The organism is Rhizobium sp. Root482, assembly GCF_001426565.1.
In the GTDB taxonomy this organism is placed as follows: domain Bacteria; phylum Pseudomonadota; class Alphaproteobacteria; order Rhizobiales; family Rhizobiaceae; genus Pararhizobium.
The window spans coordinates 107,107-132,990 of the sequence record NZ_LMFA01000012.1 but is presented as its reverse complement, the minus strand read 5'-3'; the positions used below and the strand labels follow the sequence as shown (position 1 = coordinate 132,990).

30 protein-coding genes, 1 tRNA gene and 2 pseudogenes are annotated in these 25,884 nt (G+C 62.7%); 16 read left to right on the top strand and 17 right to left on the bottom strand.

The window, feature by feature from the left end; translation table 11 throughout:
- Positions 1-72: 72 nt before the first annotated feature.
- A complete protein-coding gene (locus ASD31_RS08655; protein WP_056331916.1) occupies positions 73-606 on the bottom strand; it encodes an outer membrane protein assembly factor BamE in 534 nt (177 codons plus the stop codon).
- A gap of 131 nt (positions 607-737) precedes the next feature.
- On the opposite strand from ASD31_RS08655, the gene ASD31_RS08650 reads away from it, so the two are divergent.
- The 11 genes and pseudogenes from ASD31_RS08650 (at position 738) to ASD31_RS08605 (ending at position 6,613) form a co-directional block, all read left to right on the top strand.
- Complete coding sequence (locus ASD31_RS08650; RefSeq protein ID WP_056333108.1) at positions 738-1,280, top strand: ubiquinol-cytochrome C chaperone family protein; 543 nt, start codon at positions 738-740, stop codon at positions 1,278-1,280.
- Between the two features lie 63 nt (positions 1,281-1,343).
- Positions 1,344-1,895, top strand: coding sequence for a YceD family protein (locus tag ASD31_RS08645; protein WP_056331913.1), 552 nt, complete (start codon positions 1,344-1,346; stop codon positions 1,893-1,895).
- A 199-nt stretch (positions 1,896-2,094) separates the two neighbouring features.
- Entirely contained in the window at positions 2,095-3,153 is a 1,059-nt protein-coding gene (gene plsX / locus ASD31_RS08640) for a phosphate acyltransferase PlsX (protein WP_056331911.1), read from the top strand.
- Positions 3,154-3,157: 4 nt separating this feature from the next.
- Entirely contained in the window at positions 3,158-4,129 is a 972-nt protein-coding gene (locus tag ASD31_RS08635) for a beta-ketoacyl-ACP synthase III (RefSeq protein ID WP_056331909.1), read from the top strand.
- 94 nt (positions 4,130-4,223) lie between these two features.
- Positions 4,224-4,556, top strand: a pseudogene (locus ASD31_RS08630) (integration host factor subunit alpha); the annotation flags it as partial.
- Positions 4,508-4,621 (top strand): annotated as a pseudogene (locus ASD31_RS27105) (hypothetical protein); the annotation flags it as partial. The pseudogenes ASD31_RS08630 and ASD31_RS27105, both read left to right, overlap by 49 nt.
- A gap of 98 nt (positions 4,622-4,719) precedes the next feature.
- Positions 4,720-5,253: a MerR family transcriptional regulator gene (locus ASD31_RS08625; RefSeq protein ID WP_056331905.1), complete on the top strand. Its 534-nt coding sequence runs from the start codon at positions 4,720-4,722 to the stop codon at positions 5,251-5,253.
- 54 nt (positions 5,254-5,307) lie between these two features.
- Positions 5,308-5,493, top strand: a complete 186-nt coding sequence (locus ASD31_RS08620; RefSeq protein WP_056331904.1) for a hypothetical protein — start codon at positions 5,308-5,310, stop codon at positions 5,491-5,493.
- Between the two features lie 152 nt (positions 5,494-5,645).
- Positions 5,646-5,891: a DUF982 domain-containing protein gene (locus ASD31_RS08615; RefSeq protein ID WP_056331902.1), complete on the top strand. Its 246-nt coding sequence runs from the start codon at positions 5,646-5,648 to the stop codon at positions 5,889-5,891.
- A 99-nt stretch (positions 5,892-5,990) separates the two neighbouring features.
- Complete coding sequence (locus tag ASD31_RS08610) at positions 5,991-6,341, top strand: hypothetical protein (RefSeq protein ID WP_056331900.1); 351 nt, start codon at positions 5,991-5,993, stop codon at positions 6,339-6,341.
- Between the two features lie 5 nt (positions 6,342-6,346).
- A complete protein-coding gene (locus tag ASD31_RS08605) occupies positions 6,347-6,613 on the top strand; it encodes a hypothetical protein (RefSeq protein ID WP_056331898.1) in 267 nt (88 codons plus the stop codon).
- A gap of 46 nt (positions 6,614-6,659) precedes the next feature.
- Here the strand turns inward: ASD31_RS08605 and ASD31_RS08600 are convergent.
- Positions 6,660-6,736: transfer RNA gene (locus tag ASD31_RS08600), tRNA-Pro, on the bottom strand.
- Between the two features lie 207 nt (positions 6,737-6,943).
- Here ASD31_RS08600 and ASD31_RS08595 point away from each other — a divergent pair.
- Entirely contained in the window at positions 6,944-7,669 is a 726-nt protein-coding gene (locus tag ASD31_RS08595; RefSeq protein WP_056331896.1) for a hypothetical protein, read from the top strand.
- Between the two features lie 34 nt (positions 7,670-7,703).
- On the opposite strand, the gene ASD31_RS08590 is transcribed toward ASD31_RS08595, so the two are convergent.
- From ASD31_RS08590 to ASD31_RS08570, 5 genes are all read right to left on the bottom strand, one after another.
- A complete protein-coding gene (locus tag ASD31_RS08590) occupies positions 7,704-8,879 on the bottom strand; it encodes a glycosyltransferase (protein WP_056331895.1) in 1,176 nt (391 codons plus the stop codon).
- Positions 8,880-8,940: 61 nt separating this feature from the next.
- Complete coding sequence (locus ASD31_RS08585) at positions 8,941-10,209, bottom strand: O-antigen ligase family protein (RefSeq protein ID WP_056331893.1); 1,269 nt, start codon at positions 10,207-10,209, stop codon at positions 8,941-8,943.
- Complete coding sequence (locus tag ASD31_RS08580) at positions 10,206-11,768, bottom strand: undecaprenyl-phosphate glucose phosphotransferase (protein WP_056331891.1); 1,563 nt, start codon at positions 11,766-11,768, stop codon at positions 10,206-10,208. The genes ASD31_RS08585 and ASD31_RS08580 overlap by 4 nt, the downstream gene beginning before the upstream one ends.
- A 78-nt stretch (positions 11,769-11,846) precedes the next feature.
- Positions 11,847-13,001: a glycosyltransferase family 4 protein gene (locus tag ASD31_RS08575; protein ID WP_056331889.1), complete on the bottom strand. Its 1,155-nt coding sequence runs from the start codon at positions 12,999-13,001 to the stop codon at positions 11,847-11,849.
- Between the two features lie 5 nt (positions 13,002-13,006).
- Complete coding sequence (locus ASD31_RS08570) at positions 13,007-13,582, bottom strand: polysaccharide biosynthesis/export family protein (protein ID WP_056331887.1); 576 nt, start codon at positions 13,580-13,582, stop codon at positions 13,007-13,009.
- 215 nt (positions 13,583-13,797) lie between these two features.
- Here ASD31_RS08570 and ASD31_RS08565 point away from each other — a divergent pair, with 215 nt between their 5' ends.
- Positions 13,798-16,011, top strand: coding sequence for a GumC family protein (locus ASD31_RS08565; protein WP_056331886.1), 2,214 nt, complete (start codon positions 13,798-13,800; stop codon positions 16,009-16,011).
- 33 nt (positions 16,012-16,044) lie between these two features.
- Here the strand turns inward: ASD31_RS08565 and ASD31_RS08560 are convergent, their stop codons facing one another.
- From ASD31_RS08560 to ASD31_RS08550, 3 genes are all read right to left on the bottom strand, one after another.
- Positions 16,045-17,313, bottom strand: a complete 1,269-nt coding sequence (locus ASD31_RS08560; protein WP_082520486.1) for a GNAT family N-acetyltransferase — start codon at positions 17,311-17,313, stop codon at positions 16,045-16,047.
- Positions 17,314-17,479: 166 nt separating this feature from the next.
- The gene (locus tag ASD31_RS08555) at positions 17,480-18,229 is read right to left on the bottom strand and encodes a metallophosphoesterase family protein (RefSeq protein ID WP_056331884.1); all 750 of its coding nucleotides are present in this window, start codon (positions 18,227-18,229) and stop codon (positions 17,480-17,482) included.
- Positions 18,230-18,244: 15 nt separating this feature from the next.
- Complete coding sequence (locus ASD31_RS08550) at positions 18,245-18,457, bottom strand: DUF2842 domain-containing protein (RefSeq protein ID WP_056331882.1); 213 nt, start codon at positions 18,455-18,457, stop codon at positions 18,245-18,247.
- Positions 18,458-18,668: 211 nt separating this feature from the next.
- Here ASD31_RS08550 and ASD31_RS08545 point away from each other — a divergent pair, with 211 nt between their 5' ends.
- Positions 18,669-19,772, top strand: a complete 1,104-nt coding sequence (locus ASD31_RS08545; protein WP_056331881.1) for a COX15/CtaA family protein — start codon at positions 18,669-18,671, stop codon at positions 19,770-19,772.
- Here ASD31_RS08545 and ASD31_RS08540 read toward each other — a convergent pair whose 3' ends face one another.
- From ASD31_RS08540 to ASD31_RS08525, 4 genes are all read right to left on the bottom strand, one after another.
- Positions 19,773-20,564, bottom strand: coding sequence for a sulfite exporter TauE/SafE family protein (locus ASD31_RS08540; RefSeq protein ID WP_056331879.1), 792 nt, complete (start codon positions 20,562-20,564; stop codon positions 19,773-19,775). It abuts the gene before it with no gap.
- 68 nt (positions 20,565-20,632) lie between these two features.
- Complete coding sequence (gene argC / locus ASD31_RS08535) at positions 20,633-21,565, bottom strand: N-acetyl-gamma-glutamyl-phosphate reductase (RefSeq protein ID WP_056331877.1); 933 nt, start codon at positions 21,563-21,565, stop codon at positions 20,633-20,635.
- Between the two features lie 89 nt (positions 21,566-21,654).
- Positions 21,655-22,611 (bottom strand): agmatinase, encoded by a 957-nt coding sequence (speB, locus tag ASD31_RS08530; protein ID WP_056331875.1) that lies wholly within the window; start codon positions 22,609-22,611, stop codon positions 21,655-21,657.
- A gap of 93 nt (positions 22,612-22,704) precedes the next feature.
- Complete coding sequence (locus tag ASD31_RS08525) at positions 22,705-23,496, bottom strand: phenylalanine 4-monooxygenase (protein WP_056331874.1); 792 nt, start codon at positions 23,494-23,496, stop codon at positions 22,705-22,707.
- 44 nt (positions 23,497-23,540) lie between these two features.
- On the opposite strand from ASD31_RS08525, the gene ASD31_RS26905 reads away from it, so the two are divergent.
- Complete coding sequence (locus tag ASD31_RS26905; RefSeq protein ID WP_274534257.1) at positions 23,541-23,669, top strand: hypothetical protein; 129 nt, start codon at positions 23,541-23,543, stop codon at positions 23,667-23,669.
- Positions 23,641-24,102: an Lrp/AsnC family transcriptional regulator gene (locus ASD31_RS08520; protein WP_056331872.1), complete on the top strand. Its 462-nt coding sequence runs from the start codon at positions 23,641-23,643 to the stop codon at positions 24,100-24,102. The genes ASD31_RS26905 and ASD31_RS08520 overlap by 29 nt, the downstream gene beginning before the upstream one ends.
- Positions 24,103-24,172: 70 nt before the next feature.
- Here the strand turns inward: ASD31_RS08520 and rpsI are convergent, their stop codons facing one another.
- The 3 genes from rpsI to ASD31_RS08505 all read right to left on the bottom strand — a co-directional run bounded on the left by rpsI (position 24,173) and on the right by ASD31_RS08505 (position 25,765).
- Complete coding sequence (gene rpsI / locus ASD31_RS08515; protein ID WP_056331870.1) at positions 24,173-24,646, bottom strand: 30S ribosomal protein S9; 474 nt, start codon at positions 24,644-24,646, stop codon at positions 24,173-24,175.
- Between the two features lie 2 nt (positions 24,647-24,648).
- On the bottom strand, positions 24,649-25,113 hold the full coding sequence (gene rplM / locus ASD31_RS08510) for a 50S ribosomal protein L13 (protein WP_056331868.1): 465 nt from the start codon (positions 25,111-25,113) through the stop codon (positions 24,649-24,651).
- A 226-nt stretch (positions 25,114-25,339) separates the two neighbouring features.
- Positions 25,340-25,765, bottom strand: a complete 426-nt coding sequence (locus ASD31_RS08505; RefSeq protein ID WP_056331867.1) for a PaaI family thioesterase — start codon at positions 25,763-25,765, stop codon at positions 25,340-25,342.
- Positions 25,766-25,884 lie beyond the last annotated feature (119 nt).

Below are 25,884 nucleotides of genomic sequence, written 5' to 3'. Positions count from 1 at the left end.
TCGGCCATAAGACAAAGCCCGCGGAAGACAGTGTCATCCGCGGGCTTTTCCAAATCCAGGCGAGATTTCGGCTTATCGCTTGCCGTAGTCGGAACCGTCCGAGAAGATCGAGCGGGCCATGCTCTTGCCGATGCCGTTGCCGGACAGCAACTGGCCGAGGAAAGTCATTTCCTTGCCGCCGGTCGGTGTCGTGCGGGAGATCATGTCGAAGACCTTGCCGTCCTGCAGCGTGTAATGCGCCAGTTGCGAGACGACGCCTTCCTTGTCGAAATAGACCGCCAGGATGCTCTGCTCGATCAGCTTCGGCTTCATGAAGGCGACGGCGCGACGGCGCTTCTGCGAGATGTAGTAGAAGACCTCGTTATCGAAGGTCGCGGTGGTGGACGGAGTGCCGAGCGACAGGAGCACCTGCTCGCGGCTGGAACCGACCGGCACCAGGGCCAATGTCTCGGCATCGACCACGTAACCCTGATTGAGTGTCTGGCTGGTGTTCAGCATATCGCCGGTTTGGCAGCCGGACAGCGTCGTCGCGCCAACAGCCAGGGTGAAAACCACAGTGCTCAGAAATTTCATGTCAGACTTGAAATACCGTTTCGTCAACGACATCTCCCCCAAGGTAACGCTGGCAGATGCGCCATTGCATTTCGTGCCTGCTTCGGTAAACCAGCTTCAGCGATCATGCAATAACAGGATGCGCGGGCCTGCGCATTTTGAAGCGGTCAAACTTGGGCTTTATGATGATATTCGGACTGTTTGGCAAAAAAAACAGCAATGCGGCGATTGTCGCGCGCCAGTACGCGCTTTTGACGGCGGCAGCCCGGCGGCCCGTTTTCTATACGGACATGGATGTTCCCGATACCGTCATGGGACGCTTCGAGATGCTTTCGGCCTGCCTGATCCTCTATTTCCGCCGTACTCGCGGCTCGGCCCGTGCCGGCCAGGAGATTGCCCAGGAGATCATTGATGCCTTCTTCGAGGATGTCGATCATTCGATCCGCGAGCTCGGCGTCGGCGATGTCGGCGTACCGAAGCGGATGAAGAAGCTGGCCTCGATGTTCTACGGCCGGCTGGAAAGCTATGCCGCGGCCCTGGAGCGCGGCGACCGCGATGAACTGGCGGCGGCACTGCAGCGCAATTTCCACCCGAAGGCCGGGGAGGAGGCAGCGTCCATGCGAGGCTTGGCCGACTATCTGCTGGCCGCCGAAGCCAAGCTTGCGCAGGCCGGCGAGGATATCGTAGAAGCCGGCCGGATCGACCTGCCGGAAGCGGCGGCGGTCTGAGACGCCGCCGGCCTGTCGCCTCATGCACCGCATCGACAAGCCGGCCCGAAAGAGGACTTGACGATGAACCACGATGAAAAGCCTGCATTGTCCTACCCGGTCAAGGTCGGCCATATCTCCGCCAATGCCGTTGCGGTGCGCATTACGGCGAACGACGCAGAGCGCCGGGCTTTGGCGCAGCTGTGGGATGTGCTGGACGTCCTGTCGCTGGAGGCTGACCTGCAGATTTCCCGCTGGAAGAAGGACGGCGTCAAGGTCCGGGGGCGGGTTCAGGCGAAGATCGTCCAGGCCTGCGTGGTGACGCTGGACCCTGTGGACGCAGAGATCGACGAGCCGGTCGAGGCGATCTTCGTGCCGGAAGGTTCCCGGCTGGCGCGGATCGCCGCCAATGACAGCGGCGAAATGATCCTCGACCCGGAAGGCCCGGATCTTCCCGACACGTTTTCCGGCGATACGATCGATATCGGGGTGACGGTGGCCGAGCATGTAGCGCTTGCCATCGATCCCTATCCGCGCAAACGGGGCGTGAGCTTCGGTGAGCGGATCGAAAGCACGGCCAAGGATGATGCCCGCCCCAATCCCTTCGCCGTGCTCAAGGATTGGAAAAAGGACTGACTGTTAAAGGGATGCGGCACAAATCGGTTGTCACATCAGCGAAAAACGGTATTTTGGCCAGAATCCAGCCCGTTGGGCCGTTTGCCCCCGCAAGCGGGGCGTCTCGTCTCAAACGACATGAAAACACGCCTGTCTCCATCGCAGATTGTTGCGTCGGAACGAAACATGCAGTGTGGCAGGAACAAAGGATAAGGCACGCGTGGTCAGAATTTCTCTTGATGTGATGGGCGGCGACTTCGGTCCGCAGGTCGTCATCCCGGGTGCCGCAAAGGCGCTCGAACGGCATCCCGATATCCGCTTCGTGCTTTACGGCCTTGAAGAACAATGCGCGCCCCTCCTGGAGAAATATCCCAGGCTGAAGGCCGCAAGCACCTTCCATGCCAGCGAACTGGCGATCGCCATGGACGAGAAACCGAGCCAGGCGCTTCGGCGCGGGCGCGGCAAGGCGAGCATGTGGCAGGCGATCGACGCCGTCAACAAGGGCGAGGCCGACGTGGTCGTCTCGGCCGGCAATACCGGCGCACTGATGGCGATGTCCGTCTTCTGCCTGCGCACCATGGCCGGTATCCAGCGCCCGGCGATCGCGGCGATCTGGCCGACCCTCAAGGGCGAAAGCATCGTTCTCGATGTCGGCGCGACGATCGGCGCCGATGCGGAGCAATTGCTGGATTTCGCGCTGATGGGCGGCGCCATGGCGCGCGCGCTTTTCGAGGTGGAGCGCCCGACGCTCGGCCTCCTGAATGTCGGCGTCGAGGAGATGAAAGGCCAGGAGGAGGTCAAGGAAGCCGGCCGCCTGCTGCGCGAGGCGGGGATCGAGAGCATCGACTACCAGGGCTTCGTCGAAGGCGACGATATCGGCCGTGGCACCGTCGATGTGGTGGTGACGGAAGGCTTTTCCGGCAATATCGCGCTGAAGGCCTCTGAGGGAACCGCCCGCCAGATCGCCGAATATCTGCGCGCCGCCATGTCGCGCACCCTGCTGGCCCGAATCGGTTATATTCTCGCCAAGGGCGCCTTCGACAGGCTGCGCGAGAAGATGGATCCGCGAAAGGTGAATGGCGGCGTCTTCCTCGGCCTTAATGGCGTCGTGATCAAGAGCCATGGAGGAACCGACGCGGAAGGTTTCGCTGCGGCCATCGACGTCGGTTACGACATGGTCCGCAACGGCTTGAAGACCAAGATCGAAAACGATTTGCAAAGATACCATGCCTCGCACCCTTCCGAAGGCGCTGCAAACGGCATGTCTGACGAGGTTTGACACGATGATTCGTTCTGTTGTTCGCGGCTTGGGCGCGTCGCTTCCCAAGCGCGTGATGACCAATAGCGAAATGGAAAAGACGGTCGACACGTCCGACGAATGGATCGTGCAGCGAACCGGCATCCGCCAGCGCCATATTGCCGGCGAGGGGGAAACGACGGCGTCGCTCGGCGAGGCGGCGGCCCGTGCGGCCCTCGACAATGCCGGCCTGACGCCGGCCGATCTCGATGTCATCATCGTCGCCACCTCGACACCCGACAACACCTTTCCGGCCACCGCCGTCAATATCCAGAACCGGCTCGGCATGCACCATGGTGCCGCCTTCGACATGCAGGCGGTCTGTTCCGGCTTCATCTTCGCGGTAGCCACGGCGGACGCCTATATCCGCGGTGGTCTTGCCCGGCGCGTTTTGGTGATCGGTGCCGAAACCTTTTCGCGCCTTCTCGACTGGAACGACCGCACCACCTGCGTGCTGTTCGGCGATGGCGCCGGTGCGATCATTTTGGAAGGCCAGGAGCAGGCCGGCACGACGGCCGACCGCGGCGTATTGACGGCGCAATTGCGCTCCGACGGCGCACACCGGGAAAAGCTCTATGTCGATGGCGGTCCCTCCACGACCGGCACGGTCGGGCATCTGCGCATGGAGGGCCGCGAGGTCTTCAAGCATGCCGTCGGCATGATCACCGACGTGATCGAGGCCGCTTTCGAGGCGACCGGCACGACGGCCGAGGACCTCGACTGGCTGGTGCCGCACCAGGCCAATCGCCGGATTATCGACGGTTCCGCCAGGAAGCTCGGCATTCCCCTTGAAAAAGTGGTGGTGACGGTCGATCTCCACGGCAATACCTCGGCCGCCTCCATTCCCTTGGCGCTCAGCGTCGCGGCCGCCGACGGGCGCATCAAGAAGGGCGATCTCGTGCTTCTGGAGGCCATGGGCGGCGGCTTCACCTGGGGCTCGGTCCTGCTGCGCTGGTAAAGAAAACCCGATATGTCGCAGACGCTTGACCGGAATGGACAAGGGCAATAGTCTTCCGGACTAATCGATATTTTCAAGAAAATCGGTGGGGACAATGAGCGGAAAAACGGTGACACGAGCAGATCTGGCCGAATCGGTTTTCCGCAAGGTCGGGCTTTCGCGAACGGAATCGGCCGAACTGGTGGAAACCGTGATCGATGAGATTTGCAACGCAATCGTGCGCGGCGAAAGCGTCAAGCTCTCCTCCTTCGCCACATTCCAGGTCCGAGACAAGAACGAGCGCATTGGCCGCAACCCGAAGACAGGCGAGGAAGTGCCGATCTCGCCGCGCCGGGTCATGACGTTCAAGGCGTCCAACGTGCTGAAGCAGCGCGTGCTCAAGGCGCATCTGCAGCGCAAGGCCAAGCAGAAGCCGCAATCTCCCGCCGCTTAAGGCCGGAAACCGGGTCTCCAATCATTAAACTGGTTGAAAACGCGTCCATAAGCCGTTGAATTGCGCATGATTCGTGTTCATCATCCGCAGGCTGCGGTGGCGATCCTGCAAGGCGGTGCCGCAGCGTTTGCCGTACTCTGCGCGAAATGGGGAAGACATGGACAAGAGCCCGGATGCGTTTCGCACCATCAGTGAAGTGGCCGACGATCTCGATCTGCCGCAGCATGTGCTTCGATTCTGGGAGACCCGCTTCGTCCAGATCAAGCCCATGAAGCGCGGCGGCGGCCGGCGTTACTACCGGCCGGAAGATGTCGACCTGCTGAAGGGCATCCGCCATCTGCTCTATGATCACGGCTATACGATCAAGGGCGTGCAGAAACTCCTGAAGATGAACGGCAACAAATTCGTGGCGGCAATTGCCAGCGGCGACCTTGCCACCGTCGAGGCGCTGGCGGCCGCCAGTATCGAGGAGCCGGCCCAGCCCAAGCTCGGCAATCCGGAGGAAGACCAGATCGTCGGCCGGGCGAAGGCGCCGGCAAGCCGCCGGTTCTTCTCCTTCGTCGGCGGGCAGGACGAAGCGCCGGAGATCTCGGTCGGCAAGACGTCTGTGGGCAAGGAGGACCGGGCGCTGCTGCAGGAAGCGCTCTACGACCTGCTCGAATGCAAGCGGCTGCTGGACCAGGTCCGCTGATCAGGAACCAAATCCGATCGCTGCCGTTCCTTTCTCATCGAAAGGAGACCGATCATGACCGACAGACAGACCCGCAAGGACGCAGCCCCGGAGACCGCCACCGCACCGACCTCCGCTGATGATCCCGGCACGACCGGCACGCAGGCGCCGCCGCCGATCATCAAGCCCGGCGATCGCGAACGCCCGGACGATCCGCCACTGCCGCTGGTAAGCCCAATCGTCGACGGCGGCAATCTCTGACATCTCTTCGACATCGGCGGCGGCACTCTTCTTACGATGCGCCGCCGTTTTTTTGCGCGCAGGGAAACGGCAGGTCCTACCGGTTTTCCGCTCGTCTCTCGCCCTGTCTCCGTGCTACGAACGCCCAACGAGTAGAACAAGGCGGCGCGGCAATGGACAAACCCTGGACGAAGAGCGTGACGCTTGCCCTTGAGGAACCGGGCAAATATGTCACCATCGCCAATACGACCGAGGCATCCTGGGCGATGATCGAGGACTGGCCGCTCGACGACGCCGAAGCGCTCGACCGCGCGCTCGATATCTGCGCCGCGGTGATCGAGGGCAAGCGGCCGGCCGAGGATGCGCGAAAGGCTTTTCTGGAAGCGGCCGCCGAAGCCGGCCTGCACGTTCAGGATTGAGGGCTGCCGTAATGCGGCGAATGCTTAACGCAATTCCAGTGGCATGCCAGGCATCCAACCATGTTCACTTCCTGTAACAATCCCACGGTACGACACGGCATGAAAAACATCGCGAAAGCAAAATTTCATGGGCAGATGCTGGCGCTCTATGATCGCTGCGCCTCGCTCGGTTTCCGCCCGGTCGCCTTGCGCCGGCTGACCGTTCTGAAAGGCGGGGTGGAGGCGGCGAGGGAACTCGTGTTCCAGCCTGGGACGACCGGGCTGGAGCGCCTGATGGAGGCCGGCAAGGCGGATTTGTCGATGGAGGCGGCGATGATACGGGCAGATTGCCGCGACCTGTTCACGCCGCATGAAATCCGCGAGGCGGAAAGACGGCTCGAAAGCGGCGCCAGCCGCGAGCGTTCAAGGGGCCGGCTCGCCGCGCCCGTTCCCAACACCAGACAGGCATGAGGACCATGGCAAAGAAAGAAAAGCTCGAACATTCCGATTTCGCCGGTGAATTTACCGACGACGACGTTACCGTGCTGGTTGATATCTTTCGAAAGCAGGGCAGCAGTGATGGCTGGACGATGGAGGTGATCGACCAGGACGAGGGCCTTACCGTCTGGGAAGAACCCTTCGCCACCGACAAGGAAGCCTTCGAGGAATTCCTCGCCACCGTCGAGCGCGACGGCATTCGGACTTTCCTGGAAGAGCCGGAGGCCGATCCGTCGGTGCATTGAAGCACCGGCAGGACGCCGAAAAATGACGGGGATCTCAAGGAGAAAATGGTCGGAGCGGCGGGATTCGAACCCACGACCCCTTGACCCCCAGTCAAGTGCGCTACCGGGCTGCGCTACGCTCCGAACCGTGGAAAGCCGTATATAATCAGGGCTTGGGGCGCAAGCCCTGATTTCGCAAAAGGCGCGAAATCGGTGGGAAAAAGCAGGGACCGGGACGAGCCTTGAAAAAATCGCCGTTCCGCAGGGTGCGCCGCGGTTTTTTCCGCTTCGTTAAAGTTTTCAGCAATGGCTTTCGCCGATAATGCCCGCTCTCATCCGGGGAGCAGACACATGGCCAGGGCAGCGCGAAAAAAGACGCAGAAACGGCGGACCAGCCGCAAACAGGCGAAAGGCGGAATGTGGCCCTGGTATCTCGCCGGCCTGCTGACGGTCGGCACCGTGGTTGCCTACGAGCACAGGGCGCAGATCGTCCCGATGGCGGATGCCTTCTACACAGCCTCGGTGAAGCAGCAGGAGCCGGCGCCGGGAAAGCGCGACAATCGGTCGACAGAGAAAAGGACGACATCGCCGCTGGCCGAGCCGAGAGTTGCTAAATCGGTGCTTGCCCGGGCGCCCGTGCCGCCGGAGGGCTTGACGCGGCAGGGCGCGCTGCCGTCGGCGGCGCCGACGCCGGGGCTGCGTCCGGTTGAGGTCGCAGCCTATACTCCGGGTGGCGGCAAGGCCGGGAAATTCTATTTCTGCACCGAGAGCCTGGAGAACTGCGTCGTCGATGGCGGCACCTTCTGGTATGGTCGCCGGAAGATCGAGATCGCCGATATCCGGGCGCCGAAGATCAAGCAGGCGCGCTGTGAAAGCGAGCGCAAGCTCGGCTCGCTGGCCAAGAAGCGGCTCTGGGAAATTCTCAACAGCGGCGATGTCGAACTGGCGGCGGCATCCTCCGGGCAGGGCGCCCGGGTGACGGTCGGGCAGGGGCGCTCGATCGGCGACATGCTGGTGGCCGAGGGACTGGCGAGGCGCCTAGCCGACGCCAAGCATGGCTGGTGCGGCAAGGGCTGACCAACCGACAGATCGGGTATTGCACGGGTATCCGTTAGGCCCCCGGGCGCCCTTCCGCCAGCTCACGATAGAGCGCTTCGGTCCGGTCGATCATCCTCTCCAGCGAGAAGCCGGACATGCGCGCCTGCGCTCCCGAAAGAAAGGCGCGATGGCGATCCGGACCGGCGCTCTCCACCATGGCTTGGGCGAGTTGCGAAATATCGTTCTCGTTGGCGATGATCAGGCCGCTCCTGTTGTTGTCGATCGCCGTCGATGCGCCGCCGACATCGCTGGCAAGGATCGGCTTGCCGGCGGCGGCGGCTTCCAGCATCACATAGGACATGGCCTCGTAGCGGCTGGGCATGACCAGCATGTCGAAGGCGGGAATGGCCTGCGCGCCGGTAAAGGCTGAGGTGAGGTGGATGCGGTTCTGCAGGCCGGTTTCAGCGATGGCGGTGCGGATCTCCGGCTCCAGTTCGCCGGCGCCGACCATCAGCAGATGCGCGCCGGGGAGGCGGGCGGCGGCATTGCGGAAAGCCTCGACCAGCCTTTCCGGTGCCTTCTGGTGCGACAGGCGACCGACGAAGCCGAAGACGAATGCGCCGGCCGGGATTCCGAAACTGGCCCTGACCGTCTCGGCCATGCCGAACAGCGGCGGCGCCACCCCGTTGACGATGACGCAGAGCTTCTCCTTGGCCATCCCGAGCGACCGTGCATGCGCATATTCGTCGTCGGAAACGCAGATCACCCGGTCGGTGAAGAGTGTGGCCAGAATAAGCTCGATACCGCCATAGATCAGCCGTCCGGCCCTGCCGAGCGTCGGGTCCATGGTGCGCAGGGCATGCGGGGTGTAGACGCGCGGCACGGCGCGGGCGGGGAAATGGAGACGGCTCAGCGCGCCTGCCTTCGAGCTGTGGCCGTGGATGATATCATAGGGCGCGCCGGCCTTGATGATCCGGCGCAATGCCCGGAAGGCGGCGATGTCGGACCAGCCCGGTGCACGTTTCATGGCGACTATGTGGACCGCGGCAAGGTCGAGCGATTTCAGTTCGCGCACGAAGCTTTCTTCCGCTCGAACAGGCGAATAGACCGCCTCGACATGGTGGCCGCGCTGCTTCAGGCCAAGGCAGAGATCGAGGAAATGGCGACCGGAACCGCCGCCGCTCGGCTCGAGAACCTGCAGTATACGCAAGGCGCGGTGCGCCTCTGCCCCAAAACTGTCGCTGGTCATTCTGTCAATCCGCCGCCCCGGCGCCTGATGGGCCGTCCGGCACGATATTAGTTTCAAGACGTTAACGCCGGATTTGAGGGGCATGGTTTGCGTGGACGGGCAGGGGATAACGGCGCCGATGCCGATATTCGAGGCCGCCGCAGCCCCAGACGATGCCGAGCAGCAGGTAGAAATGGCGCCAGTGATCCGTATCGATGACATTGCCGATCGCCGCATGGCCGATCAGCACGATCCAGGCGATCATCAGATAGGGCTGCCAGGGCCGGTCGAGCAGAAGCAGGCGAAAGCCCATGACCACGGTCCAGACGATCAGCGCGACATAGGAGACGAAACCGAGCCAGCCATAGGAGGTGAGGCTCTTCAGCCAGATATTGTGCTCGTCCTCGGGAAATATCGTACTGAAGACCATGGGGCCGATGCCGAGCGGCTTTTCCATCGACATCAGGAAGCCGATCTTGTGGCGGTCGAAACGGCCGAGATGGCCGCCGTCATATTCCTGGACCAACTGGGTGCGGTTGGAAAAGAGATCGGCGACCTGCGGTATCTGCAAGGCTATGGCAAGTGCCGCGATCATCAGCACCGCGCCGGTCAGCGTCAGGACGAGGATTTTCAGCCGGAAGGCGCCGGTGCGCTGCTTCAACAGCATGATCAGCACGAGCGCGCAGGCGCTGAAGAGATAGAGCGCCCAGGCGGCGCGCGAGAAGGACAGGAACAGGCCGAACGCCATCACCAGGATCCAGACCGCTTTCAGCGGGGCGGTGGCAATCCGCTCCGAAAGCAGCCGCACCATCAGATAGAGCGACGGTGCGACGAGAAACGGGCCGAACACGTTGGGGTCCTGGAAGGCGCCCTTGGCGCGGTCGTAGAGCGTAAAGTTCTCCGCGCCGGGAAAGGCGCCGAAATAGCCGAGGATGCCGAGCAGCGCGGTAATCACGCCGGCCGCCACCCAGGCGTCGAAGATCAGCTTCAGGCGCTCGTGGCGCGCCTCGATGATCGCTGCGTAAAACACCGAAGACAGGGCAAGGAAGCCGGAGACGGCCATATACATCGGACCGCTCGCGAGATCCCGCATGACCGTCAGGGACAGGAGGCCGCCGGTCATGAACAGGATGAGGAGGAAAAGCAGGGGCGCCACGGCGCGCGAGATCTTCAGGCCGAAGAGAAACCACAGCCCCATCAGGCCGGCCATGAACAGTTCATAGGGTGCCGGCTCGGCGATGACGAAGCCGGACAGGAAGACGCCGAAAGCCACCATCGCCGAACCGACGATGGCAATGGCGGCGCGCTGCGGCAGGAAACCGCCGGCCGGCAGGGCGCCCTGCGCGCTCAATAGGCGTTTTCCGTATTGAGAAGCCGGATCGGCGTCATGAACAGGATTTTCAGGTCCAGCCAGAGCGACCAGTTCTCGATGTAGTAGAGGTCGAAGGCAGTGCGGAAGCGGATCTTCTCGTCATTGTCGATCTCGCCGCGCCAGCCGTTGATCTGCGCCCAGCCGGTGACGCCGGGCTTGACGCGGTGGCGGGCGAAATAGCCCTCGACGACATCCGAATAGGTGCGGTCGGCGGTCTGGGCCGCCACGGCATGCGGCCGCGGGCCGACCAGCGAAAGCTGGCCCCTCAGCACGTTGAAGATCTGCGGCAGTTCGTCGATCGAGGATTTGCGCAGGAAGCGCCCGACGCGGGTGACGCGCGGATCGCCCTTGGTGACGGCATTGCGCGCGGAAGGATCGCTCATATTGGTATACATCGAGCGGAACTTGTAGACGTCGATCGCCTCATTGTTGAAGCCGTGACGCTTCTGCTTGAAGATGATCGGGCCGGGCGAGCTGATCTTGACGGCGATCGCCGCGCCGATGAAGACCGGCCAGAGAAGCGCAAGCGCCACAATGCTGAAGAACACGTCGAAGATGCGCTTGGCGACCGAATCCCAATCGGCGATCGGCTTGTCGAAAATGTCGAGCATCGCCACCTTGCCGACATGCGAATAGCTGCGCGGCCGGAAGCGCAGGTTGTTGGCATGGGCGGCAAGGCGGATATCGAGCGGCAGGATCCAGAGCTTGCGCAGCAGTTCCAGGATACGCGCCTCGGCGGACAAGGGCAGCGCGATGATCAGCATGTCGATGCGGGTGAGGCGGGCGAAATCGACCAGTTCGGCGACGGTGCCGAGCTTGGGATAACCGGCGATCACGCCCGGTGACCGGCGCTCGTCGCGATCGTCGAAAATGCCGCAGATGCGGATATCGTTGTCGGATTGCTGTTCGAGCGAGCGGATCAGGTCCTTGGCCGGCTGGCCGCCGCCGACGATGACCGCACGGCGCTCCATGGTGCCGTTGCGGGCCCAGCGGCGGATGGAAAAGGCGATGAAGGCGCGCTCCATGACGAGAAAGATGCCGCCCAGAACGAACCATGCGGCGAAGGAAAAGCGCGAAAACGTGTCGCCGATTTTCAAGAGGAACAGGACCAGCGTCATCGAGGCGAAGGCAAGCGTCCAGCAGCCGACAAGGCGCGGCAGGGCACGCGCCGCCGAACGCAGGGTCGGAACCTGGTAGCCGTCGCAGAGCTGCAGGAAGCCCACGGTCAGCGCCGCGCCGCCGGCGACGAGCGCGCAATAGCCGAGCCACTCATCGAGTTTCGGCGCGACATAGATCATGTGGATGGCATAGCCGATGGCAAACAGCGCGACGAATTCGAACAGGCGCATAAGGCCGATGATCATGTTCGGCGAATAGGTGTCAGTGCGGAATTGCGCGGCGATGCGGCGCGCCAGCGGATTGAGCTCGCGCGTTGGCTGCTCGCTGCGCTTCTCGCCGGGTGCGATCGTCCGGATCTCGGAAATCTTGCGGCGCAATGCCTCGGTATCGAAGGTTTCCGGTTTGTCGATCTGGTTCATGATATCCGCCCGGCCGTTTGCATCCCTTCGGCAATAGCAGAAAGCCCCTAAGAAACGCTTACGGGAGTGGTTCGGGCTTTACCCGTTGGCGGATGATTCCGGCACAAGCCGGCGGTAGAGCGCCATCATGCTGCCGGCCATGGTCGAGGCCGAAAATGCCGCCTTGAAGGCTTTCGGCTCGGGCATGACCCGTGTCGTCCAGTCTGGCTCGGTCATGGCGGCCACCATGATATCGGCCAGCGACTGCGCATCGTCCGGCCGGGCAAGGGCCGCGCTGTCCTGGCCCAGTATCTCTGGAATGCCGCCGACCCTAGCGGCGATCACCGGCTTGCCCGCGGCCAGCGCCTCGAGCACGATGTAGGGCATGGATTCGGCGCGCGAGGGCACCACGACATGGCGGGTGAGCGCAAAGGCCGCACGTGCCTTCATGGCCGGCCGCATGTCGATGCGTCGGCCGAGCCCGCGCTCCAGCATCATTCGCTGATAGTCTTCCTTCTGCGGCCCGTCGCCGATCATCAGCGCCGAAAGCGGCCGGCCGATGGCCCGTTCCGCCCTTGCGAAGGCATCGACGAACAGGTCCGGCCCCTTCAGGTCGCGCAGCATGCCGATATAGAGGAAGTCGACGGCGTCCGGGCGGGCCTGGACGGTCTCGAAGTCGCGATCGTCGATACCGTTGTAGATCCGTTCGTTGCAAGGGCGCACCCGCCCGACCTTCCTCACATAGGTCCGTCGCTCGAAATCGCAGACGAAGACGATCGCGTCCGTCAGATATTCCTGGACGTGCTCCAGCAGGAACACCGTCTTTCCGGAAAGGCGCGACGTGTCATAGTGCAGGCTGCCGCCATGCGGCGAATAGAGGCGGGCAACGCAATACCTGTTCACCCGCAAGGCTGTGCCGATGATCCTCGCAATCACGCCGCCCTTGGCGCCGTGACCATGGAGAATATCCGGCCGCAAGCTTCTGATTTTCTTGTAACTTGACCAGAGCGCGGGGATATCGCTCAGGCTTATCGCCCGCCTGATCGGCAGCCGGACGAGGCCGAGTGCCAGGAACGGCCTGATCTCGTCGAAAAGCGCATCCTCGTAGTGGCCTCCGGTGGTGCTGTCGCAGACGATGCCCACCTCGTGGCCCGCCTTGGCATGGGCTTCTGCCAGATCGCGTACATGGCGGAAAATTCCGCCGATGGGCGACCTGAAACAGTGGATGATGCGCAGCGGGCGGGGCTCCGGCATGGCTGTCAGAACAGCCGCTCGCGAACATAGACGGTATCGCCGGCGAGGATCGGATCGGAAATCGGCACCCGGCCGGTGATGACACGCCCGTTGATCTTGCGGGTGATATCGACATTGGCCTGGTTGGCGCGGGGCGAATATCCGCCGGCGACCGCAATGGCGTTCTGCACGGTCATGCCCGGAACATAGGAATACTGGCCGGCCTGGCCGACCTCGCCCATGATGAAGACGGAGCGATAGCGATCGACCTCGATCGTCACGTCGGGATCGCGAAGATAACCCTGTCGCAGCTTGTTGGCGATCATGGTTTCGAGTTCGGGAAGCGTATGCCCGCGCGAGGGGATGGCGCCGATCAGCGGAAAGGCGACATAGCCGGCCTGATCGACCGTATAGCTGCCGGAAAGACCGGCCTGCTCGAAGACGTTGATGCGCAGCCGGTCGCCGCTATCGAGCCGATAGGGCTGGATAGTCGCCTCATGAAAGGCCTTGGGCGCCGGCTGGTAGCTGCTGCAGCCCGCCAGCGCAAGGCACAGAGAAAGTGCGGCCAGTACGGGGCCTGTTTTCAATCGTGCGGACGGCATCGGGCTCTCGCTCCAGAAATCATGGCATGGCGTGATGTTATCGATCCATTAGGGTTAATAGGCGGTAAAGGAGGGCCAAGAAATCGGCTGCGGGCTGCCTGGAGAGCCACTTGCTACGAACAGGCCGGCGCGGGCTGCCCGGACCTCCATTAACCGTTGCGTTACCATGTTTGTTTACGGTGGCCGCCAGTTGTGCAGGGTTCGGAGTAGATCGCATGTCGGGCATCAACGGCGGCCACCAGGATGTGGACATTGATATAGGCGGGCTTTTTCGCGCCATCTGGCGGCGGCGGGCGAGGGTGCTGGCCACGACCGCCATCGTCTCCGGCCTTGCCTTTGCCGCCGCCAGCCTGATGTCGCCCGAATATGAGAGCGAGACGCGCCTGCTGATCGAATCGCAGCAGCCCGAATTCAGCAGCACCAGCCAGGCACAGGCCCAGCCGCAGGTCTCCGAACGCCGCTTCGACGAATCCGGGATCGCCAGCCAGGTCCAGTTGCTGCGCTCGGTCGATCTGATCAAGGAAGTGGCGCGCGACCTGAAGCTCCATGAACTTCCGGAATTCGACCCGACGGCAAACCCGTCCGTCTTGTCAGATCTTCTGGTCATGCTGGGGATCGGCAAGAACCCGCTCGATCTCGCACCGGAAGAACGGGTGCTGAAGGAATTCCAGAAGAAGCTGCAGGTCTACCAGGTGGAACGGTCGCGGGTGATCGGTATCCAGTTCTCCTCCAAGGATCCGCAACTGGCCGCCGCCATCCCGAATGCCATGGCAAAGGTCTTCATGTCGCTTCAGAGCGGCGCCAAGCTCCAGTCCAATTCCGAGGCCAGCCGCTGGCTGGAACCGGAGATCGCCAATCTGCGCGAAAAGGTCCGCGAGGCCGAGGCCAAGGTAGCCGAGTATCGTGCCTCCTCCGATCTCCTCTTGACAGGCGAGGCGGGTGGGACTTTCGCAACCACGCAGCTGAACGATATTTCCACCGAGCTTGCGCGTGTTCGCGGCGAGCGTGCCGATGCGGAGGCGCGGGCCGAGAGCGTGCGCAGCGCACTATCGAGCGGCCGCGCCGTGGATACACTGAACGCCGTCGTGGCTTCACCGATGATCCAGCGTCTGAAGGAGACCGAATCGAACGTGCAGGGGCAGATCGCCGACCTCTCGACCTCGCTGCTTGACGGGCATCCGCGCCTCAAGGGCCTGAAGTCTCAGCTGCAGGGTATTCGCGCGCAGATCCGCACCGAGACGCAGAAGATTCTTGGCAGCCTGGAAAACGAAGCGAATGTTTCGCTGCTGCGCGAGCGCCAGCTGATATCGCAGCTCAATACGCTGAAGGCCACATCCGCCAAGGCCGGCGCGGACGAGGTGGGTTTGCGGGCTCTGGAACGGGAAGCCGCCGCCCAGCGCCAGCTTCTTGAAACCTATCTGGCGCGTTACCGCGAGGCGAGTTCGCGCAGCGGCGAGAACAGCGCGCTTGCCGATGCCCGGATCGTGTCGCAGGCCGTGGAACCGGTCGAAGCGAGCTTTCCGAAAATCCTGCCGATCACCATCGTCGCCGGCCTTGCGGCCTTCCTGATCAGCTGTGTGGCGATCATGCTTTCCGAACTGTTCAGCGGCCGCGCGCTGCGTCCGGTAACCGGCGCCGGGGAGTCGTTTGCGGAAGAGGAAGCGCAACTGTCCTACGAACCGGACTTGGCAGTCACAATGCCTCAGAGCAAGCCCGTCGCCGTGGCACCGGTTGCGGTTCCGGCACCGATCCCTGTTCAGGTACCCGATGCCGTCCGAGCGCCGCATGCGGTTCCTTCGGACGTCCCGCCGCCGACGGAGACTTCCCTGCAGGCGGATGATTTCTCGGTGGAATCCGTCGCGGATCACATTTGCGACGACGACGTGCGGATCGCCGTCTCGGTCTCGCCGGCGGGTGATGAAGGGTCGGCCAATGCCGTGATGCTGGCGCGGCTGGTGGCCGAACAGGGGCGCCGGATCGTTCTCATCGACCTCACCGGCTCGGCCTGCCCAAGCGATCTGATGGCGCAGTCTCCCGGTCTTGCCGGCATCACGAACCTGCTGACCGGCACGGCGGCCTTCGGCGAGACGATCCATGCCGACCGGCTTTCCGACGCCCATCTCATACCGCAGGGTTATGCCGATGCGGCACTGGCCATGCGTGGCATCGAGCGGCTGCAGATGATCATCGATGCGCTGTCCAGCGCCTATGACACGGTTCTCGTCGAATGCGGGGCTGCCGATATCGCGGCTGTCGGCAAGGTGGCGCGCGTCCCCGGCACGGAGATCATCATTTCGGCGCCGGACGTGGCCGATGATCAGGTCATCGACCTGATTGCCGGCTTTGGCGAAGCCGGATTTGATGAAGTCGTCCTGATGACCGGCGCCAGCCATCCGTATTCGGGTGAACCGGGCCGCCGCGCGGCCTGAGAGATCGCCAGCCGCGATCGGCAAGCGCGATCGTCAGTCGCGATCGGTTTCCTCGGTGGGCGAAGCCGTCGGCACCTGCCGGCGCTGGCGCCATCGTTGCACGAAGGCATAGACGCGCTTGTCCTGCTTGATGGCTGCCTTCATTCGCACCGCCATTCGATGCGCGCCCGCCGCCAGCCTGCCGCGCAGGGTCAGCGGGAGGATGATATCGCGCTGGATGGTCTCGACGGTGCACCAGGAGCGTTTGTAGCCCTGATCGCCGATGCCGAAATCGAACAGCGCCACGCCCTCTTCGTTATACTTGCGGATGGCGAGGTAGAACAGAAGCTCGCCGGGACTGCTGTCGGCGGCAATGTCCTCATCGATCGATCCGAACTGGCAGATGACGTGGTCGCCCTTTCGGGACAGGCCAGCAATGGCAACAATCCGGCCCTGGTGTTCGCCGCACAACCGAATTGCCTGAAGATCGAGCGGATGCGCGTCGCTCGTGGCTTCGAGGACGGCGAGCGCATGGAAGAAATCCTGCGTTTCCTGGGCCTGGAAGACATTCGGCAGGCCGAGCGCCCGGAAGCGGATTTTCTTCTGCTCGAAGAACAGGTCGAGCAATTGCCGCCGTTCCTGCGGCGTTGTGGCGACAATGTGCTCATAGCCCCCGACGGCTTCGAGGCGCCGTTCGGAAACCCGGAACTTCTTGCGCCGGCGCTTTGCGTTGAGCTGCGACAACGTCTCCTCGAAATTGCCGAGAAGCGGGAGCTGGAAGGAGGAGTTCGGGTTGCGCACCGCCGGCAGACCGGCGAGCGGATGTCGCCTGCCACGCCATTCAAGTGGCATCTTTTCCAGCGTGACGATATCGGCGACGCGCGACAGCTTGGCCGAAAGCGCGCCGAGCACCAGATCGGACAGTTGTTCAGCTGTCTGTGGATCAAGGTCCTCGGCGAAAAGCCCGGTGTTGAAATTGCTGTGCGGCGAGCCGATGAACCGGGCCGTGCGGAAGAACCAGCCCCTCACCAGTTCCAGCGGCAGGATGAAGACAGTTTTCCGGCTGATGCTGCCGCGCACCAGGAGCAATTGCGTGTCATGGGTCCGTGCCCAGGCGGCGCACCAGTCGAAGCCCTGATGCAGCGACGTTGCCGACGAAGCCTCGAGCGCACGCCAATCTGCTTCCAGCGCCTGCAGGCTGACATGGACGCTGAGCTTCAAATCCTGGGCAGGGGCAACATCCCGCACGGTTTCGCGGCGCACACGCCAGCCACGGCGGCGAGCCCCGTTCACCGGCACCATATTGAGATCCACGTCAGTCATGGCTGCTTGCTGTTTCGGATGCTGGATGATCCAGGCATTGGCGCAAGCATGCTCCCGTCATCATTTAAAATGAGTCTATGGCTGGCCCTGTCTGGCAAATTTGGCGGATAGGGTTACCGAATGGATAAGGGCTGGCGCCAGCTCTTGGTGGGAGCGTTACGCGGCCTCAGCTTTCACCGTCGAGCCATCCGGTGGCAAGCACACTCGCCCAGTCTTGTCTGCCGCGTGCAAGGGCAAGGCACACCATGGCCGCATGATCATAGGGCACCCGGCGGAAGGCGACGTCCCATTGACCGTTCTTCTCGGAGAGGATCGCATAGGACGCATCCGGCGAGCCGGTTTCGACTTTGTGGGGGACGGGCGTGTCATTGCGGTAGCCCTGGCAGCCGACGCTGCCCGGATTGACAACCAGGCGGCCATCGGCAAGGCGGATCGCCCGCGACACATGGGTATGGCCGCAGAGAATGACCGGGAAGTCCGTGCCTGCCGCTCCCGCCTCGATCCGCTGGCGATCGCTCAGGCGCACCACGCCCTCCGGCGTCACATCCTCCAGCCAGTATTGGACATCGCTGGCGGGCGTGCCGTGGCAGAGGAAGATCTCGTCGCGGTGGACGAGGGTGGCGGGCAGGCTGCGCAACCAGTCGAGGTGAAGGGGCTGCAACTCATCATGGGCGGCGCGGTCGGAACGCCCCAATTCGGCCGGAGCGAGCGAAACCAGCCAGCGATCGTGATTGCCGCGGATGGAGGGAAAATCGCGCGCCATCAGAAGGTCGGCGGTACGGGCAGCATTGAGCGGGCCGCTCAGATGGTCGCCGAGATTGATCACGTCGGAAATGCCCTGTGCGGCGATATCGGCAAGCACGGCTTCCAGTGCGAGATCGTTGCCATGGATATCGGCGATGACGGCGGTTTTCATGCGGCGTCCTCCGGTTCAGCGCGGCTTTTGCGGCTTTTCCATCCATTTGATCAACAGCATGGCGGGCAGGATCCACAGAAGGCCGGTGAAGAAGAAATAGGCGAGGTGAACCCACCAGGGCGAGGCACCCAGCAGAAGCGACGCGAATGTGGTGGCCACCAGCGCATAAATGACGACAAGCATGATGATCAGGACGGTGCCGATCAGTTTTCGAAGGCGTACGGGCATTTCGGTCTTTCCGGTTGGCATGGCGCCGCGTGGCGAAGGCTCTGGGCCATGGCTGCGACGGGAGGGCTGCGACGGAGGGCCGCGACGGCATGCCGCAAAGGCTCAGGTCTTGTTTTGCATGCCGGTCTGGTGCAAATCAACACCCTTTGAGCATGGCCCCTCCGACAATCGCCCCGAACGGGCAAGGGCCATGTCTTTTAAGGAGACTTTCATGGCAAGCGCGGCTTTGGCGACGGAAGAACGGCTTTTGCTGGAGATCGACAGGATCGGCCGCGATCGGCGGCAGGTCAGGATTTGGCTCGGCATCGTGGTTCTCGTCCTGTTCGCGCTGGTGCTGGTCGGCGGCGCGACGCGGCTGACCGATTCCGGCCTTTCGATCACCCAGTGGAAGCCCATTCACGGCGTGGTGCCGCCGCTCTCCGATGCCGAATGGCAGGAAGAGTTCCAGCGCTACCAGCAGATCCCTCAATATGAGCATATCAACCGCGACATGACCGTGGAGGGCTTCAAGACGATCTTCTGGTGGGAATGGGCGCACCGTCTTCTGGCCCGCTCGATCGGCCTGGTCTTCGCCCTGCCGCTCGCCTTCTTCTGGATGCGCGGAAAGATCGAACCGCGCCTGAAATTGCCGCTTCTCGGCATATTGGCGCTCGGCGGCTTCCAGGGCTTCATCGGCTGGTGGATGGTGTCCTCGGGTTTGGCCGAGCGCACCGATGTCAGCCAGTATCGCCTTGCCACCCATCTGGTCACCGCCTGTCTGATCTTCGTCTCCTGTTTGTGGATCGGACGCGGGCTTTCGCCGCATGCGAGCGATCCGGCGCCGACGAAAAGCTCACGGAAGATGGCCGCCATCATCGCCTGCATGGCGCTGTTCCAGATCTATCTCGGGGCGCTGGTGGCCGGTCTCGATGCCGGCCTGAGCTACAATACCTGGCCGCTGATGGACGGGGCGGTGGTGCCGGGCGGCCTGTTCGTCCAGCAGCCGGCCTGGATCAATCTTTTCGAAAATCCGAAGACGGTGCAGTTCGTCCACCGCATCGGCGCCTATGTGCTGTTCGCCTTCGTCTTGATGCACATGATCGCCTCGCTGCGCCGCGCGCCGGATACGACCCATGCACGTCGCTCGGTCCTGCTTTTCGTGCTCGTGGCCACTCAGGCGGCGATCGGCATTGCGACGCTGATCCTGCAGGTGCCGGTCGGCTGGGGCGTGGCACATCAGGGCGGGGCGCTGATCGTGCTCGGCTTTGCCGTTGCCCATTGGCGCGCCTTCGTCGGCGAATATCCGCTGCCGGTGGCGATCGAAGAGCGGCGCTGATCAGCGCAGCAGGGTGTCGAAGGCGGGCATGCCGAGAAGGGCGGACAGGCCGATCAGAGCAAAGCAGATCGCCCGAAAAGTAGAAGGCTTTGCCAACCCGAACAGGCGCGCGCCGATGAAGAGACCGCAGGCATAAAGCGGCAGGATAACCAACGTCAGGGAAAACACCTCTTCGACGAACAGACCGCCGATCGTATAGGTGATGGCGCTCAGGAGCGATGAGATCGCAAAATAGAGAACAAGGTTGGCACGCACCACCGTCGCCTGGGAAAGGCCGCTCAGCCAATAGGCGACGACCGGCGGGCCGCCAAGCTGGGCCGCGCCGCTGAAAATGCCGGCGACGCCGCCGACCATCGCCGTTAGCCGGAAGGACGGCCGGCCGTGATAGCGCCAGCCCGAGGCAAGTAGAACCAGAAGTGCGGCTGCGGCGGCCGTGATCGCCCAGCGCAGGACAAGCGGATCTGCCAATGCCAGCGCCGCAGTGCCGAGCGGCACGCCGATCAGAGCGCCACAGGCCATGCTGAACACTTCGCGCCGGTTGGCCATCCGCCATGCCGGCCGCAGCATGCCGAGGCTCGCCATCATGTCGATGACGAGGAGCGCCGGCGAAATGATCTTAGGCCCGACGATCGCGCCGCCGACGGGCACGAGGATGAGCGCGGCACCGAACCCGGAAAAGCCGCGCGCCAGTCCGGCCAGGAAGGAAAAGACCAGGAGCAGGTAAAGTCCGTGATCGGGCAGGGCGGCCACGACCCTGGCCACGAGGGTCGCGAGGAAACCGGTATCACCCATGTCAGGTCCTTGCCATATTCGCACGTGCGGTCATCGGACCACGCCGCTTTCCCCGCAAGCGATCCGCCTCAGGCGGACAGCATCAGGTCCATGTTCTGGACAGCGGCGCCGGACGCGCCCTTGCCGAGATTGTCGAGCAGGGCGACGAGATTGACCTGTTCGCCGCCGGGCGAACCGAAGACGTAGAGCTTCATGCCGTCCTTGCCCGCCAGTTCGACCGCGTCGATCCGACTCATCTTCGCGCTGTCCTCCAGCGGAACGACCTCGACGACGGATTGTCCTGCGTAGTGGGCGACAAGGGCGGCATGGACGGTCTGAAGCGTGGCATCCCCTGCAAGCCGATCGAGGAACAGCGGCACCTGCACGATCATGCCCTGCGGAAAACGGCCGACCGACGGTGAAAAGATCGGTGCGCGATCAAGCAGCCCGTGGACCTGCATTTCCGGCACATGCTTGTGCTTCAGCGTCAGGCCATAGAGAAAGTTCGGCGAACTGATGGGATCAGGGTTTTCCGGGTCTTCCATCTGCGCGATCATCTGCTTGCCACCGCCGGTATAGCCGGAGACCGCGTTGACCGTGACCGGATAGTCTTCCGGCAGGATGCCGGCCTGGCGCAGCGGCCGGATGAGGCCGATGGCGCCTGTGGGATAGCAGCCGGGATTGGCGACGAGGCGCGCATCGCGGATTTTCGCGGGCTGCGCCTTGTCCATTTCGGCAAAGCCATAGGCCCAGTCCGGCGCGATCCGGTGTGCCGTGGAGGTGTCGATGATCCGCACCTTGTTGTTGCCTTCGAGCATGGCGACGGCTTCGCGCGAGGCATCGTCGGGCAAGCAGAGAATGGCGACATCGGCGCTGTTCAACAGGTCTTCGCGCATGGCGGCGTTGCGGCGCTCGGCCTCGGGGATGGACAGGAGTGCCACGTCGGCGCGACCCGCCATGCGGCTGCGAATCTGCAGCCCGGTGGTGCCGTGCTCGCCATCGATGAAGATTTTCGGTTTCATGGTTTTATCCGTCCTGCCAATCGGTTAGCCGCCATTGCGGACTCAATCTGGCATGAAGTTGAATCGGTTTGCGAAGCGCGGCCGCGTGGTCATCCGCGCCGTTCCGCCAGCTGTTCGGCATGCAGGCCGAGCATATACATGGCTACGGTTGAGGCCGCAATGGCGGTGACATCGGCATGGTCGTAAGCCGGCGCCACCTCGACCACATCGGCCCCCTTGAGGACGAGCGCTCCCAGTTTGCGGATCACCGAGAGGATCTTGGCGCTCGACGGGCCGCCCGAGACAGGGGTGCCCGTGCCTGGCGCATAGGCCGGGTCGAGGCAGTCTATGTCGAAGGTCAGATAGGCGGGTCGATCGCCGACATGATGGAGGATGACATCAGCGATCTCGCCGGCGCTCATCTCCTCGATGTCGTAGCCGTAGAGAATGCGGATGCCGCAATCCTCGGGCGCATGGGTACGGATGCCAACCTGGATCGAGCTTGCCGTATCGATCAGCCCTTCGCGGGCGGCGCGGCCGACGAAGGAACCGTGGTCGATGCGGCCTTCCGCATCCGCCCAGGTATCCTGATGCGCATCGAAATGGACGAGGGCGAGAGGTCCATGAACGGCCGCATGGGCGCGCAGCAGCGGCAGGGTGACGAAATGATCGCCGCCGAGCGATAGGAGGAAGGCGCCGCTTTCGAGAATCTTCGCCGCCTCGCATTCGATGGTCGCCGGTGTTTCGCCGTGATGGCCGTAATCGAGCAGGCAATCGCCATAGTCGATCACCGCCATGTCTTCGAACAGGTCGCGTTCGAAGGGATATTGCGGATCATTGTCGAAAATGGCCGAGGCCCGGCGGATCGCCTGCGGCCCGAAACGCGCGCCGGGGCGATTGGAGGTCGCCGCATCGAACGGAATGCCCCAGACGACGGCATCCACGCCTTCAAGGCTCTTGGTATATCGGCGCCGCATAAAGGAAAGAATGCCGGCATGCGTGGGGTCGGTGGCGGCACTCTTCAGGGATGCCGCCGTGATTGCGTGGTCTATGCTCTTCTTGGCCATGTCCGTTCTCGTCCGTTGCTGGGCGGAGGTTGGACAATCGGCCGCGCGAAGGCAAGAGAGGATTGGCTGGCGCCAACGAAAATCAGGCTTTCGTCATGAGGCCTTTGCTTCGTAGGCCGGCGGGAAATCGCCCAGCGACTTCGCCTTCAGGATCATCTCCCCGATATCCTGCTCGACGATCGCCTCCAGTTCGGCAAAGCTGTCGATGACATAGTAGATCGGCTGGACGATATCGATCCGGTAGGGCGTTCTCAGAACGTTGAGGAGATCGAACGGGCGGAATTCGCAGGCTGTTTCGTCCATTGCGGCCTTCGCCTCGCTCGGCGAGGAAACAATGCCGGCACCGAAGCAGCGGCGGCCCTCCGGCGTATTGATCAGGCCGAATTCGACCGTGAACCAGAAGATGCGAAAGAGATGCCAAGAATAGCCCTTGCCGAGCCCAACCGCAGCCTCGCCGAATTTGCGGACGAAATTGGCGTAGCTCTGATTGGTCAGAAGCGGGCAATGGCCGAACACCTCGTGGAACAGGTCGGGCTCCTCGATATAGTCGATATGCTCGCGCCGGCGCAGGAAGGTCGCCAGCGGAAATTTTCCCTGGGACAGAAGCTCGTAGAAGCGCGACGGCGGAATAAGGGCGGGTACGCCCTCGACACCGAAACCGGTGGTCTGGTGGAGCCGGCGATCGACATCGCGCAATTGTGGAACCCTGTCGGGCTTCAGGCCAAGCGTTTCGACACCATCCAGATATTCCCGGCAGGCCATGTTGGCCAGGAGCTTCATCTGGCGCCGGTAAAGCTCGCCCCAGATGGCGTCCTCTTCGGGCGTGTAGGCATAGAGGCCGTCCGGCCCGGGAAGTTTGGCGGTGTAGCTGCTTTCCTTGGTCATCTGGCATATCTCCCATTCTGCGTGCGGCCGGCAGGACAGCCGGCATGCCTGATGGAATTATGCGTCCGGGTAGCTGGATTTTCCTTTCTTTCCTGCCGGATCGCGGCATAGTTCTGGAAGGGATTTCCGGATTTGGTGGAGTTCATGAAAGAAATTGTGAAACCGCACCGTGAATTGCTGAAGCTTATTCAGGCGGATGCGAGCCTGTCACTGGCGGAACTGGCGGAGAAAGCCGGCATGTCGCAAAGTTCGGCCTGGCGGAAACTGCAGGAACTGGATGCGGATGGTACCATCCGCCGGCGCGTGACCCTGCTTGATCCCGGCAAGCTCGATCTCAGGCTCTGCGTCATCGCCCATGTGACGCTGGAGGATCACCACGAGGAGGCGGTCGCCTCCTTTGCGGCGGTGGTCGAGGAGCGACCGGAGATCATGGAATGCTATGCCCTGTCGGGCGCCTTCGACTATATGCTGAAGATCAGGGCGAGCGATGTGGAAAGCTACGAGGCGTTCATGACCCGCCATCTCATGCGCAACCCGCATGTGCGCACCGTGGTGTCGAGCTTCGTGCTGCGCGAACTCAAATTCTCGACGGAACTGCCGCTTTGATGACCGGCAAGCGGGCAAAGAAAAAGGCGGGACAAAACCCGCCTTTTCCAAATAGGTAATTCTGAAACGATCAACGCTTCGAGAACTGGAACGAACGGCGGGCCTTCGCCTTGCCGTACTTCTTACGCTCGACGACGCGGCTGTCGCGGGTCAGGAAGCCACCCTTCTTCAGGACCGAGCGCAGGCCCGGTTCGAAGTAGGTGAGGGCCTTGGAGATGCCGTGACGAACGGCACCGGCCTGGCCGGAAAGACCGCCGCCTGCAACCGTCGCGTCGATATCGAACTGGCCGTCGCGGGCAGCAGCGAAGATCGGCTGGCGCAGGATCATCTGCAGAACCGGACGGGCGAAATAGGCGGCAAATTCCTTGCCGTTGACGGTGATCTTGCCGGAACCCGGCTTGACCCAGACGCGGGCAACGGCGTTCTTGCGCTTGCCGGTCGCATAGGAGCGGCCCTGGGCGTCAACTTTCTTGACATGAACCGGAGCAGAAGCGGTTGCTTCGGTGGCCGTGCCGAGGTCTTTCAGGGAAGAGAGATCAGCCACGATTAGGCGCTCCTTACGTTCTTGGCATTCAGCTTGGCGACGTCGAGGACGGTCGGCTGCTGTGCTTCATGGGGATGGTTGGTGCCGGCATAGACGCGCAGATTCTTCATCTGGCGACGGCCAAGCGGGCCGCGCGGAACCATGCGCTCGACAGCCTTTTCGAGGACGCGCTCCGGAAAACGGCCTTCGATGATCTGGCGCGCGGTGCGCTCCTTGATGCCGCCCGGGTAACCGGTGTGCCAGTAGTACTTCTTGTCGGTGTACTTCTTGCCGGTGAGGACAGCCTTCTCGGCGTTGATCACGATGACATTGTCGCCATCGTCAACGTGAGGAGTGTAGGTTGCCTTGTGCTTGCCGCGCAGGATGTTGGCGATGATGGAAGCGACGCGACCGACAACGAGGCCTTCGGCGTCGATGAGGATCCACTTCTTCTCCACCTCTGCAGGCTTCTGAACGAAGGTTGACATGATGAAACTCTTTCGTTTTGACCCGATGCGTTGCCGCCGGGCGTTTCTTGTTGCTTGAATTGGCAGGCCTTGAAGCAAGCCAAAAAGGAAAGCGGCCCAGAGGACCGCGATCTGCTGCGGCTTATACGCAAGCGGTGAAATGACGTCAAGCCGACTGGATTCGGCGGCTTTAAAAATTATCGTTATAAAACAAAAGCTTGTACGTGAGGTATTTTAATACCACAAATTATCTCGGCGGAATCGAATAGGTCGCCGTGGCGTGAGCGACCAGGTCGTCGCTGCCGGGTTGCGAGATCGCTGCATCCAGCACGGCCAGCCGCTTGCCGAGTTTCAGGATGCGGCAGGTACATTCGAGTGGCGCAAGTACCGGCTTCCGCAGGAAGTTGATGTTGAGATTGGTGGTCACCGCCAGCGCCACCGGGCCAATATGGGCAAGCAGCGTGATATAGGCGGTGATATCGGCGAGCGCGAACAGCGTCGGCCCGGAAATGGTACCGCCGGGGCGCAGATGCCTTTCGCCCGGTTCGATCCGCATGGTCGCATAGCCCGGTCCGGTGGCTATGACTTCGAAAACCTTGCCGTCGTGATGGACTTCGGAAAAATCCGTCTCGAGGAAACGGTTCAGGTCCTGGATGGTGAGGATCGGTTGCAAGGCTTGTCGTCTCCGGGTCGGTCCGTCCGGTTTACAGTGCCCGATCGGAAAAGGGCAAGTTGGAAACGCCTGAACGCGGTGGCAATGCTTGAAACGGGGGTTATGGCGGCGTAACACCC